Annotated in this window: 10 protein-coding genes and 1 pseudogene; 6 read left to right on the forward strand and 5 right to left on the reverse strand. The window is 69.0% G+C overall.

Features of this window, described 5'->3' with window-relative positions; genetic code table 11:
• Positions 1–283 precede the first annotated feature (283 nt).
• From ACFPIJ_RS28845 to ACFPIJ_RS28855, 3 genes and pseudogenes are all read left to right on the forward strand, one after another.
• Positions 284–1,321 carry a glycosyltransferase family 2 protein gene (locus ACFPIJ_RS28845; RefSeq protein WP_380119338.1) on the forward strand — a complete coding sequence of 346 codons (1,038 nt, stop codon included), beginning with the start codon at positions 284–286 and terminating at the stop codon, positions 1,319–1,321.
• A 485-nt stretch (positions 1,322–1,806) separates the two neighbouring features.
• Positions 1,807–2,385: pseudogene (locus ACFPIJ_RS28850) on the forward strand (IS5 family transposase); the annotation flags it as partial.
• 44 nt (positions 2,386–2,429) lie between these two features.
• Positions 2,430–3,500, forward strand: a complete 1,071-nt coding sequence (locus tag ACFPIJ_RS28855; protein ID WP_380119340.1) for an IS110 family RNA-guided transposase — start codon at positions 2,430–2,432, stop codon at positions 3,498–3,500.
• A 106-nt stretch (positions 3,501–3,606) separates the two neighbouring features.
• Here ACFPIJ_RS28855 and ACFPIJ_RS28860 read toward each other — a convergent pair whose 3' ends face one another.
• From ACFPIJ_RS28860 to ACFPIJ_RS28875, 4 genes are read right to left on the reverse strand one after another with little or no spacing between them, the layout of a single operon-like run.
• Positions 3,607–4,797, reverse strand: coding sequence for an ABC transporter permease (locus ACFPIJ_RS28860; protein ID WP_380119342.1), 1,191 nt, complete (start codon positions 4,795–4,797; stop codon positions 3,607–3,609).
• Positions 4,794–5,447 carry an ABC transporter ATP-binding protein gene (locus ACFPIJ_RS28865; RefSeq protein WP_380119344.1) on the reverse strand — a complete coding sequence of 218 codons (654 nt, stop codon included), beginning with the start codon at positions 5,445–5,447 and terminating at the stop codon, positions 4,794–4,796. Before ACFPIJ_RS28865 ends, ACFPIJ_RS28860 begins: the two co-directional genes overlap by 4 nt.
• Complete coding sequence (locus ACFPIJ_RS28870) at positions 5,444–6,487, reverse strand: peptidoglycan-binding protein (protein ID WP_380119346.1); 1,044 nt, start codon at positions 6,485–6,487, stop codon at positions 5,444–5,446. Before ACFPIJ_RS28870 ends, ACFPIJ_RS28865 begins: the two co-directional genes overlap by 4 nt.
• On the reverse strand, positions 6,484–6,987 hold the full coding sequence (locus ACFPIJ_RS28875; protein ID WP_380119348.1) for a hypothetical protein: 504 nt from the start codon (positions 6,985–6,987) through the stop codon (positions 6,484–6,486). Before ACFPIJ_RS28875 ends, ACFPIJ_RS28870 begins: the two co-directional genes overlap by 4 nt.
• An 86-nt stretch (positions 6,988–7,073) precedes the next feature.
• Between ACFPIJ_RS28875 and ACFPIJ_RS28880 the strand changes: the two genes are divergently transcribed.
• Together ACFPIJ_RS28880 and ACFPIJ_RS28885 are read left to right on the forward strand one after the other, a co-directional pair.
• Positions 7,074–7,724, forward strand: a complete 651-nt coding sequence (locus tag ACFPIJ_RS28880; protein ID WP_380119350.1) for a response regulator transcription factor — start codon at positions 7,074–7,076, stop codon at positions 7,722–7,724.
• Positions 7,721–8,929, forward strand: a complete 1,209-nt coding sequence (locus tag ACFPIJ_RS28885; protein ID WP_380119352.1) for a sensor histidine kinase — start codon at positions 7,721–7,723, stop codon at positions 8,927–8,929. Before ACFPIJ_RS28880 ends, ACFPIJ_RS28885 begins: the two co-directional genes overlap by 4 nt.
• Before the next feature lie 119 nt (positions 8,930–9,048).
• Here ACFPIJ_RS28885 and ACFPIJ_RS28890 read toward each other — a convergent pair whose 3' ends face one another.
• Positions 9,049–9,264 (reverse strand): integrase core domain-containing protein, encoded by a 216-nt coding sequence (locus tag ACFPIJ_RS28890; RefSeq protein ID WP_380119353.1) that lies wholly within the window; start codon positions 9,262–9,264, stop codon positions 9,049–9,051.
• Here ACFPIJ_RS28890 and ACFPIJ_RS28895 point away from each other — a divergent pair.
• Positions 9,220–10,011, forward strand: coding sequence for a sensor histidine kinase (locus tag ACFPIJ_RS28895; protein ID WP_380119355.1), 792 nt, complete (start codon positions 9,220–9,222; stop codon positions 10,009–10,011). The two genes, ACFPIJ_RS28890 and ACFPIJ_RS28895, sit on opposite strands and share 45 nt — an antisense overlap.
• The last annotated feature ends 67 nt before the right edge of the window (positions 10,012–10,078 follow it).

A 10,078-nucleotide genomic window follows, 5' to 3' on the forward strand; every position in this document is an offset into this window, starting at 1 on the left:
GTCGACCCGGGGGAAGGGGTTCTGCGTGGGAACTTGGGCGGGGGTAGGCCGGGGAACTCCGACTACAACAACCCATAGACCCCACGCTGGGGTACCGGTTGCAGGACGTCACCACCTGGTGTCGGATTCGGCGAACGCCAGGGCGGCGGCTCTGCACGGCAGCGGGCCAGTGAATCCGTCTTCGCGGGAAGGCCTTCTCCCTGGGCCTCGCACACCGGGGCGGCGTCCGAGTCGCGAGAGCGTCCTCGCTGTTGGGCGCGCTACCCCGAAGGGGCGGCTCATCGTGGTGATACCGGCACACAACGAGGAAGCAGGTATCCGCGGCGCGGTAGACGCCTTGCAGAACCAGACGTACCGGCCGAGCCGTGTCGTCGTGGTGGCGGACAATTGCACCGATAAGACTGTGAAGCTGGCCTATTGGGCTGGTGCGCAGGTTCTTGTGACGAAATACAATAGACACAAGAAAGCGGGCGCGCTCAACCAGGTCTTTGCTGAACTGCTATCACAAATGGCCGACCATGACATGGTCATGGTCGTAGACGCTGACAGCGAACTGGACCCTGACTTCCTGAACTACGCCGTTGCCCAGCTGAACGCGGACCCCAAGATGGGCGCGGTTGGGGGTATCTTCCGAGGCAGCGCAGGCGGCGGTTTCGTGGGTCACTTGCAGCGCAACGAGTACGCCCGCTATGCCCGAGATGTGGCACGCCTCAACGGTAAGTGCCTAGTCGTTACGGGTACGGCGGCGCTGTTTCGGGTCGGTACCCTCAAGGCTGTCAGTCGCGGGCGTATTGCAGGCATCCTGCCTCGTGGCGACGGGATGGGTGGTGTCTATGACACCAGCGTCCTTACCGAGGACAATGAATTGACCTTCGCGTTGCTGCACCTCGGCTACAAGGTCCTCAGCCCGAAGGAATGCACGCTCGTCACGGAGGTCATGCCGACGTGGCGTGCGCTGTGGAAACAACGCGAACGCTGGAAGCGCGGAGCTATCGAGAACTGCTTTCAATATGGCCTCACGCGTATCACATGGCGCTATTGGGGCCGGCAGTTGTTCACCATGCTAGGTGTACTTGTCACATTCACGTACTTAGGCTCCCTGATATTTGCGGCGGCCGTGGGCGGATTTCATCTCCGTCCTCTCTGGATGCTCGTTACTGCCGTTTTTGTTCTGGAACGGGTAGTGACGGTGCGATATCGCGGCTGGAAGCACATGGTGCTGGCCGCAAGCATGTATGAGCTGGTGCTCGACATGTTCCTCCAATTTGTACACGCGAAGGCGTACGTGGACACGATTCTGCGCAGAGAGAGAAAGTGGTAGGCGATGGATGGGTACACAGGCGGCGGCGTCATCGGTGGCGGTATGGCCACCGGCGGTGGACTGGCTCTGACCGGAGCAAACACAGTGTGGGTTGTTCTGGCTGGGTTCGCGTTCGTGGCGGTGGGGGCAGCGCTACTGCGCATCGCACCGAAGGTTCGGTCCAGGCGCAACAGATAAGCAACAGGGATTTGCGTGTAGATCCGTCCCCTGACTCGCATAGGGTATGCGGAGAATCGCCGCTATTCGGCTAGGGTCGACCATGTGTGGTGTTGATGGGATCGGATCGTTGTAGCTGCTCGTCGCTGGTCTCCGTCCGCGAGATGCAGATGTTCAGCGCAGAATTCCTGACCAATGAGTGTATGGGCTTAGGGCGCGTTTCATAAGTGGTGGGGGCCGGTGAAGTCACGGCGTGGCGGTGATCGATAACTGAAGAGGTCTCCGGTACGTGGTTCAGCGACCAAGCAGAACTGCATACCGGAGACCTCGTGGCCACCTTAGCGGTGACGAGGCGGCACGACCTGACCGACGCGCAGTGGGCGGCGCTTGCGCCGCTGCTGCCTGCTGCGTCGGTGCGGGGGCGTCCGCCGAAATGGACCAGACGGCAGCTCATCGACGGGATCCGATGGAGAATCCGGGTCGGCGCACCCTGGCGTGACGTCCCCGCCGAGTACGCGCCCTGGCCTACCGTCTACGGCCTGTTCCGCCGTTGGCAGCGCGACGGCACCTGGGACGCGATCCTGGCCGCCCTGCAGGCCTTGGCAGACGTGGCCGGCCGCATCGACTGGGACGTCAGCATCGACTCCACGACCAGCCGCGCGCATCAACACGCCGCCGGCGCCCGCCGCGACGGTCACCTGCAGAAGGAACCACCCGGCGGCGTCCACGACGAACCCGCCGACCACGCACTCGGCCGCTCCCGAGGCGGCCTGACCACCAAGACACACCTGGCCTGCGAGCAAGGCCAGAAGGTCCTGGCCATGACCCTGACCACTGGCCAACGCGGCGACAGTCCGCAGTTCATCCCCGTTCTGCGCAAGATCCGGGTGAGCCGGCCCGGTGACGGCCCATCCGTTCCCAAGCCATCAGGAGCCGACCGACCATGCCCAGCATGCCCGACCGCACCGCCCACCGTCACGATCCCCACACGGCCGAGGTGATTCTCGGCGTCGACACCCACAAGGACGTGCACGTCGCGGCAACGCTGACCACGATGGGAGCCCTGGCCGGCACCAACAACTTCCCAACGACCACGGCCGGCTACCAGCAGCTGCTGCAGTGGGCACGCACGTTCGGACCGGTGCGACGCGCTGGTGTCGAGTGCACCGGCTCCTACGGCGTCGCGCTGAACCGGCACCTCCGCCAAGCCGGCGTCGAGGTCATCGAGGTGAACCAGCCCGACCACGGCGAACGGCGCCGGCGAGGCAAGACCGACGCGATCGACGCCGAAGCCGCAGCCCGCGCCGTCCTGTCTGGTCGAGCTACCACCGTGGCCAAGTCCAGCGACGGCCCGGTGGAGATGCTGCGCATGTTCCGGCTCGCCAAAGACTCCGCAACGAAGTCCCGGACTCAGGCGATCAACCAGCTCAAGGCGGTCCTCGTTCGCGCCGACCCCACACTGCGCGACACCTTGTCCGGGCTCAGCCTGCCAAAGCTGGTCCGGCAGTGCGCCGAGCTGCCAGCCAGCACACCGACCGACCCGGCGTCCGCGGCCGCCTACACCCTGCGACTGCTCGCCACCCGCATCGCCCAGCTTGCCACAGAAATCGACGAGCTCACCGCCCGCATCACTGAGGCAATCGACGCACACACGCCCACGCTGCTGCAACAGTACGGCGTCGGACCCGACACCGCTGGCGCGCTCCTGCTCGCCGTCGGCAACAATCCCGAACGCATGACCAGCGAGGCCGCCTTCGCCGCCCTCTGCGGCGTCAGCCCGATCGAAGCCTCCTCTGGCAAGACACAGCGCCGCCGCCTCAACCGAGGCGGCGACCGCCGCGCCAACTCCGCCCTCTACACCATCACCATCGCCAGACTCCGCTGGGACCAACGCACCCGCGCCTACGTCGAACGACGCACCACCGAAGGCAAAACCCGCCGCGAAGCCATCCGCTGCCTCAAGCGCTACATCGCCCGCGAACTCTTCCAGGTCATCACCCGACACCGGCCCCCAACCCCTTGACATCCATAGGGGCATCAAACTCGCCGTCCGCTACCGGGCAGTCCTCACCGTCACCATCATCAGCGAGTGGCTCTGACCGAAATATGAAACGCGCCCTAGGTCACGGTCACGGCGCGGCCAGTGCTTCGGTCGGTGGAAGGCGGGAGGCGCGCCATGCGGGATAGATGCCGGCGCAGCCGCCGATCACCAGTGTGGCGAGCGCCCCGCCGACCGTTGCCCAGGCCGGCACCACTGTGGGCCAGCCCTGATAGGCCGCGTAGGCGCCGGTGATCGCGATGCCCGCCACGGCCCCGCCGACGCCGCCGAGCGCCGACAGCAGCTGCGACTCAGTAAGGAACTGCAGCCGGATGTGTCCCCGGGTCGCGCCCAGGGCCCGGCGCAGGCCGATCTCGGAGCGTCGTTCCAGTACTGAGATCACCATGGTGTTCGCCACGCCGACGCCGCCGACGAGCAGGGCCACGGCGCCGAGCCCGAGCAGGAGCCCGGAAAGCGTGCTGTCGGTCGCGGCCTTCGCGGCCAGCGCGTCCGACGGTCGTGACACCTTCACCTCGTTTGGGTGTTCCGGGTTGGCCGTTCTGGCCAGGATCGTCTGGACCGACCTGACCGAGTCGTCGCGGGTGCGGGTGTAGATGGTCGTCGGGTGGCCGTCGAAGCGTAGTTGCGCGGTCGCCACCGGCCAGCCGATCAGCGCGGCGTTGTCCAGTTCGGGCGCGAGTGGCACTGCGTCGAGCAGTCCGATCACGGTGAACCATTGGTGGTTGAGCCACACCTTGACCTCGGGGCTGGGTGCAGTGATGCCGAGCCGCCGGGCCGCGGTGGCGCCGAGCACGACGGCGGGGTAGGTCTCCGTGGCGGCGTTGAGCCAGGTGCCGCGGGTCACGGCGGCGTGGACGGTGTCGAGCAGGTCGGTCCGGGCGGCCAGCACCGCGATGCTGCCCGTCTGGGCCGCCGGCATGTGCTCGCTGCGGTACACGTGGGCGGTGGTTCTGGCGGTTGCCGTCACCGAGTTGACCTCGGGTATCCGGCCGACCATCGCGACGGCGTCGGTGGACAGGTGCGCCTCGTCGCCGAGCAGGGTCTCGCCCGGGCTGATCTTGAGCAGGTTGGTGCCGAGCCTGGCGAGTTGCTCGTCGATGTGGGCGCGGCTGGAGCTCGCGATGCCCACGACGCAGACCATGGCCGCGATGCCGATCGCGATGCCCAGCGCGGCGAGCACCGCGCGCAGCGGCCGGGTCCGCAGGCCGGTGGCGCCGACCCGGGCGACGTCGCGGGGCAGCAGCCGCGACGGTGCCGTCATGACGTCACCTGTCCGTCGCGGATCTCGACCCGCCGCGGCAGGCCCGCGGCGATGTCCCGGTCGTGGGTGATGAGCACGACGGTGGTACCTCCGGAGTGCAGTTCGTGGAGTAGTCGCAGCACGTGCGTCCCGGACTCGGTGTCGAGGTTCCCGGTCGGTTCGTCGGCCAGCAGCAAGGGGGGATCGCCGAGGATGGCGCGGGCGATGGCGACCCGCTGCCGCTCGCCGCCGGACAGCTCGTGCGGCCGGTGGTCGAGGCGGTGGCCGAGCCCGACCCGGTGCAGGGCGTCCGCGGCGCGGCGGCGTCGTTCGCGCAGGCCGACGCCGGCGTAGAGCAGGCCGTCTGCCACGTTGTCGACGGCCGGCACTGCGGTGGCGAGGTGGAACTGCTGGAAGACGAACCCGATCGTGCGTCCGCGCAGTGCGGACAGTTGCCGGTCGGACAGCCGCGACAGCTCCCGGCCGCCGATCACCACCGTGCCGGTGGTGGGCAGGTCCAGCGCGCCCATCAGGTGCAGCATGGTCGACTTGCCGGAGCCGGACGGTCCGACGATGCCGACCAGCTCGCCGGGTTCGATCGTCAGTGACACGTCGTGCAGGGCCGCGACCCCGCCCGGGTAGGACTTGCCCACCCCACTGAACGTGATCATGACGGGATCCCGACGAGGGTGCCCTCGGTGACGCCGTCGCCGGAGATCTGCACCCGGCCGCTGGCGAACATGCCGAGCTTCACGGGCACGTAGTGGTTGGTGGAGTCGGTCACTACCTGGACGCCGGTGGCGCCGTCGGCGAGCGCGACGAGTGCGGCGACCGGGACGGTGAGCACGTTCTCGACGGTCGCCGCGACCAGCGAGACCGTGACCGGTGCCCGGTCGAGGGTGCCGAGCTTGGACTGGTCGGCTACGGTGACCGTCAGGTCGATCGTGGCCGGGTCCTCGGTCAGGCGGCCCGCGACGGCCACCGACCCGACCGTGGCGACGGTGCCGGGCACGACCGTCCCGTTCGGCAGGGTGACCGTGGCGGTGCTGCCCTGCCTGGCCATGCTCTGGTAGGTCACGTCCAGCGGGATCTGCACGACCCGGGTGGTGCCGGAGTAGCTGAGCACCTGGCCGTTGGCGGGGTCGCCGGGCTGCATGTCGACGGTGGCGACCCGCACCGGGCCGGTGGCGATCACCGCGGCGGCGGGCTCGAAGACCCCGGTCTGGGTGATGCCGTGGTCCTTCTGCCATTTGCTCACCGCGGTCGCGGTTGCGGCGGTGTACTTCGTGTCGACGGTGAACCCGGTGTAGCCGAGGGCGGCGAGGTTCTGCTCGACCTCGGTGACGTCCGACCCGGAGTCCCCGGACCGGATCGGCCGGTAGAGCGGGCGGTCGCCGTAGAACAGCGACACCGGCCGGTTGTCGACCTGGTACAGCGACTCGCCGCGGTTGATCACGGCGCCCAGGACCGGCAGGGCGGTGATGGTGCCGTTCTCGCGTGCGCTGACCCGTACCGGCGTGCCGTAGCCCAGCGTGCCGTTCACCTGCTGGGTCTGGGTCAGCGTGGCCCGGGTGACCGGCGCGGTCGCGAGTGCCGGACCGCCGCTCGGCTTGGGCGGCTGGTCCCCGCCGAAGCCGAGCGAGGCGGCGGCGACGGCGACAGCCACCAGGATCGTCCCTCCGGTGACCAGCACGGCGCGCCGCCGGGTCACTTGCCACCCTCCTTCGGCGCGCCGCCGTCGCTGAGCCGGTCCTCGCAGGCGGCGTCCGCGGACTTGTAGGCCGGGTCGTTGACGATCTGATCCCGGGTGGCGTTGGCCAGCCGGCCACCGAACTGGCTCTTGCCGGTGGTCGGGTCAGGGTCGGTCAGCTCGACGCCGTGTTCGCGCATGCACACCGCATACGCGCGCAGCCCCTCCAGTTGCTGCGGATCGACGACGGCCGCTTCGCCGCCGTTGGGCAGGAACTGCCGGCAGGCGCTCATCGCGGAGTTCCAGGGGCCCGGGTTGGCCGCCGGCGGTGTGATCGCCACGTTGCCGCTGTCGGGGTCGCGGTCCGGGATGTCCTGACCATGCTCCCGCATACATGCGGCGAACCGCTCATAGGAGTTGTCGGCGTCCCGCGACGAGCCACCCTTCGGCTTTGCGCCGTCGTCGCTGCATGCCGCCGCGAACGTGACCAGCAGGACCAGGACTGCAAGCATCCGTCTCATGCCGCAATGTCTACGTGCCAGGGGTTTGCACCCCCGCGACCGCGCGTGTCGGACCGTTGCAATGTCCGGGGGCGCACACTTGGGCCATGCGAGTGCTGGTGGCCGAGGATCACGCGACACTGGCCAAGCGGATCGCAGAGGGGCTGCGCGACGCTGGGATGGCGGTCGACGTCGCCCACGACGGCGCGGCCGCGCTGGACCGAGCCGGCCACACGGCGTATGACGTGGTCGTTCTCGACCGCGACCTGCCCATGGTGCACGGCGACCAGGTGTGCCGGTTGCTGGCCGCCGCGCCGGGCGGACCGCGGATCCTCATGCTGACCGCCGCCGCGAGCGTCGACGAACGGGTCGACGGCCTAGAGCTGGGCGCCGACGACTACCTGGGCAAGCCGTGCGCCTTCCACGAACTGGTGGCACGGGTGCGTACGCTGGGCCGGCGCGCTCCGTCCGCGCCCCCGGTCATACGCCGCGGCGACGTCACCGTCGACCGGGCCCGGCATCGCGCCAGCCGCGGCACGCAGGCGTTGTCGCTGACCCGCAAGGAGTTCGGCGTGCTGGAGATCCTGGTCGCGGCCGACGGCGCCGTGATCAGCGCTGAGGAGCTGCTGGAGCACGTGTGGGACGAGAACGCGGACCCGTTCAGCACGATCGTCTCGGTGACCATGGCCCGGCTACGGCGCAAGCTCGGCCCGCCGCCGATGATCGAAACCATCGTCGGTAAGGGGTACCGGATGTGACCAAGCCGAAGCCGACCGTCCGGGTGCGCCTGACGTTGTTGTACACCAGCCTCTTCGCCGCCGCCGGCGTCATCCTGGTGGTGATCACGTACCTGCTGGTGGCGGCCATTCCCACCGCCGTGACCTCGTGGTCGGTCCGCCTGCCGGGCGGGCAGGTGGACACGTCGACGTTCCTGGTGCCGGATCGCGAGGAGTTCGAGCCGATCTGCGTCGAGGCCCTCAGGTCGAAGGATACCGACCCGAACCTCAGGGACAAATGCGTGACGGCATACCAGGTCTGGGGCGCGCAGACCCAGCGCGCGGAGACGCTGTCACAGCTCCTGCGCGTCTCGCTGACCACCCTGGCGGCGGTGATCGGCCTCGCGGCGTCGGCCGGCTGGCTCGTCGCCGGCCGGGTGCTGCGACCCGTGCACACGATCGCCGCGGCCGCCCGCGCGGCCTCGCAGCGCAACCTGTCGGCCCGGATCGCATTGCAGGGTCCGCGTGACGAGCTGCGGGAGCTGGCCGACACGTTCGACGAGATGCTCGACCGCATGCAGGCCACATTCGTCGGCCAGGAGCGGTTCATCGCCAACGCCAGTCACGAACTGCGCACGCCGCTCATGGCCATGCGGGCCACGGTGGACGTCGTGCTCGCCAAGCCGGCGCCCACCAACGCCGAGCTGTCCGAGATGGCGCAGGACGTCCGCATCGAGGTCGACCACGCCGACGGGCTCGTGGAGGCGCTGCTCACGCTGGCCCGCAACGACCGCGGATTGACGGTCAGCGAGGACGTCGACCTCGCCACAACGGCCGAGGACGTCCTGGACTCGGCCAAACTGTCCGACCGGCGCGCGCACGCGTCACTGGAGCCGGCGACCACGTCCGGCGATCCGGTGCTCCTGGAACGGCTTATCGCCAACCTGGTCGACAACGCCGTGCGCTACAACGTCACGGGCGGCGACGTATGGGTCAGCACATCTACCGTGCACGGCCGGCCGACGGTCGTGGTGGCCAACACCGGCCCGCTCATCCCACCCGAGGCCATCGACAGCCTGTTCGCACCCTTCCACCGCCTGAACGACCGCACCTCCGGCGATGGCTTCGGACTCGGCCTGGCCATCGTCGCGTCGATCGCGACAATGCATCACGGCACCGTCACCGCCGCCCCGAGACCTGGGGGCGGCCTGCACATCACGCTCACACTGCCGCCGTCGGTTGGCTGACAGATTTATCGCCTCGGCGGCGAGACGGTCGATCGTGTCGACCCGCATGAGGAAGGCGATCTGCCGGGTCTCCTCGTCATGGCCCATCAGAGCCTGTGCGGCTCATAAATTCGGTTTGACTACGCTGCCTGCGAGTATTCGTTGATCAGTCCGCCCATAATCGGGCGTCGTCGGACCCGCGCGGCACCGAGGTTGGTGACCGGTGGTGGGTCAGGTGGTCGTTGATCGAGTGATTGGTGTGGGCGGTGGCGGTTGTAGTGCTCGGTGTACTCCGTCAGCACCGTTGACAGGTGCCGTTCGCCGATGACGAGCATCGCGGTCCGCCCCGCCTGCATGGTCAGCGAGAACTGCTTCGTCCCGTCCGCCGAGACTGTGGGCGCCGCCAGCGGGGGCACGGTCAGTCGATTGATGAACGACAGGTCGTCGGCGTTGCCCGTCGAACCCGCTCCCGGGCGGCCGGCGAGTACCAGCTCGCCGAGATCCGGGCGTCACAGCGCCGGATCGTCGAGACCGCCGACGCCGAACGCCGCCGCATCGACCGCGATCTGCACGACGGCGCCCAGCAGCGACTCGTTGCCGTCACCATGCAGCTGAGCTCCGCGCGCTCTCAGGCCGACGCCGCGACCGCTGATCTGCTCACGGAGGCCGAGGGTCACGTGCGGCAGGCGCTGGCCGCGTTGCGCGCGCAGTCGTCGGAGTCGTTCGCGGAGGTCCTCGCCGCGGAGGGACTCGAGGCCGCCGTCGAGGACGTCGTCCTGCGCTCCAGGCTCAGCGTCAACCTCGCGGTCACATTGTCCGGCGCCGCGCTGGGCTGGCCGGCCCAGCGGGCCGCGGTCGCCGCGGTCGCCGAAGGACTGGACAACGTCTCGAAACACGCCGGCACCGGGCGGGCCAAGGTATCGGTCGCCGACGACGGCTCGTGGCTCACCGTGCGGATCGCCGACGACGGACCGGGCGGTGCCGGGCCAGCCGGCGGACTCACCGCCGTTGCGGACCGGGCCGGAGCGCTCGGCGGCGGCGTCGAGCTGCACAGCCCGGTCGGCGGCGGCACGACCATGGTTGTGAGGCTGCCGTGCGGGTAGTCGTCGCCGACGACGTGATGATCGTCCGGGCCGGCCTGGTCCGGCTATTGGCGGAAGGCGGGCTGCA

It is taken from the genome of Dactylosporangium cerinum, assembly GCF_042653625.1.
Classification (GTDB): domain Bacteria; phylum Actinomycetota; class Actinomycetes; order Mycobacteriales; family Micromonosporaceae; genus Dactylosporangium; species Dactylosporangium cerinum.

Excerpts from the sequence above, each read along its gene's own strand:
- ACFPIJ_RS28865 (WP_380119344.1), bottom strand. The coding sequence starts at position 5,447 with ATGATCACGTTCAGTGGGGTGGGCAAGTCCTACCCGGGCGGGGTCGCG.
- ACFPIJ_RS28875 (WP_380119348.1), bottom strand. The coding sequence starts at position 6,987 with ATGAGACGGATGCTTGCAGTCCTGGTCCTGCTGGTCACGTTCGCGGCG.
- ACFPIJ_RS28890 (WP_380119353.1), bottom strand. The coding sequence starts at position 9,264 with ATGCAGGCGGGGCGGACCGCGATGCTCGTCATCGGCGAACGGCACCTG.
- ACFPIJ_RS28860 (WP_380119342.1), bottom strand. The coding sequence starts at position 4,797 with ATGACGGCACCGTCGCGGCTGCTGCCCCGCGACGTCGCCCGGGTCGGC.
- ACFPIJ_RS28880 (WP_380119350.1), top strand. The coding sequence starts at position 7,074 with ATGCGAGTGCTGGTGGCCGAGGATCACGCGACACTGGCCAAGCGGATC.
- ACFPIJ_RS28855 (WP_380119340.1), top strand. The coding sequence starts at position 2,430 with ATGCCCGACCGCACCGCCCACCGTCACGATCCCCACACGGCCGAGGTG.